Annotated in this window: 1 protein-coding gene; it reads right to left on the reverse strand. The window is 68.9% G+C overall.

The window, feature by feature from the left end:
* Positions 1-6: 6 nt before the first annotated feature.
* Positions 7-1,449 carry an adenylosuccinate lyase gene (gene purB, locus U9980_RS15105; protein ID WP_322768498.1) on the reverse strand — a complete coding sequence of 481 codons (1,443 nt, stop codon included), beginning with the start codon at positions 1,447-1,449 and terminating at the stop codon, positions 7-9.
* Positions 1,450-1,458: the final 9 nt, after the last annotated feature.

Genomic DNA, 1,458 nt, shown 5'->3' on the forward strand with positions numbered 1-1,458 from the left:
GAATCGTCACAGGATCGGGGCGGGGACGTATGCCGCGGCGTCCGGGTAGCGACGCACGATGGCCTCGACCCTGGCGTGGAAATCCGCGACCTGCGCGCGGGCAGCGCCGGTGAACGCGAGTGGCTCGGCCAGCACGGACGACAACGCGACGGCGTCCAGGCCCAGCCGCTCGTCACCGGCGAGGCGCTTCATCAGATCGTTGTGGTCGGCGCCCTTCTCCCGCATCGCCAGGGCGACCGCGACGGCATGCTCGCGGATGACCTCGTGGGCGGTTTCCCGCCCGACTCCGCGGCGCACCGCCGCCATCAGGACCTTGGTCGTGGCCAGGAACGGCAGGTTGCGGTCCAGCTCGCGGGCGATCACTGCCGGGTAGGCCCCGAAGTCGTCCAGGATCGTCAGGAACGTCTCGTAGAGTCCGTCGGCGGCGAAGAATGCGCCTGGAAGCGCCACCCTGCGCACAACCGAACAGGACACATCCCCCTCGTTCCACTGGTTCCCGGCGAGTTCGCCGGTCATGGTCGCGAATCCGCGCAGCACCACGGCCAGGCCACCGACCCGCTCACACGAACGCGTGTTCATCTTGTGCGGCATCGCCGACGAGCCCACCTGGCCCGCGGCGAAGCCCTCGGTGGCCAGTTCATGGCCGGCCATCAGTCGGATGGTCACCGCGAGGCTCGCCGGCGCCGCCGCAGCCTGCGCCAACGCGGTGAGGACGTCGAAGTCCAGCGACCGTGGGTAGACCTGGCCGACGCTGGTCAGCACCCGTCCGAAGCCGAGGAACTCCGCGATCCGCCGTTCCAGCTCGGCCAGTTTCGCCGGATCCGCGTCCAGCAGGTCGAGCATGTCCTGGCCGGTCCCGACCGGACCCTTCATCCCACGCAGCGGGTAGCGGGCGAGCAGCTCCTCCACCCGCTCGAACGCGATGAGCAGCTCCTGACCGGCGGACGCGAACCGCTTGCCGAGCGTGGTTGCCTGCGCCGGCACATTGTGGCTGCGTCCGGTCATCACCAGCGTGTCGTACGTGGCGGCAAGCTGCCCGAGCCGGGCCAGCGCCGCCACCATCCGGTTCTGGATCAGCACCAGCGAGCTGCGCACCTGGAGCTGCTCGACGTTCTCGGTGAGATCCCGCGACGTCATGCCCTTGTGCACGTGCTCATGGCCGGCAAGGGCGTTGAACTCCTCGATCCGGGCCTTCACGTCATGGCGCCGGATCCGCTCCCGTTGCGCAATCGAATCAAGGTCGACGTCGGTGAGGACCCGCTCATAGTCTTCGATCACACCCGCGGGGATGGTCAGGCCCAGGTCCCGCTGGGCGCGCAGCACCGCCAGCCAGAGCCGGCGTTCCTGGACGACCTTGTTCTCCGGTGACCACAGGCTGGTCAGTTCGGCCGAGGCATAGCGGGTCGCCAGCACATCAGGAATCACGGACGTGGTCGCCATAGAGGCCATCGTGCCCCA

Source organism: Protofrankia sp. Cr1 (assembly GCF_963555865.1).
Taxonomy (GTDB): Bacteria; Actinomycetota; Actinomycetes; order Frankiales; family Frankiaceae; genus Protofrankia.

What these genes read in the sequence shown, in the direction of transcription:
- purB (WP_322768498.1), bottom strand. Translation starts at nt 1,449, where the DNA reads ATGGCCTCTATGGCGACCACGTCCGTGATTCCTGATGTGCTGGCGACC.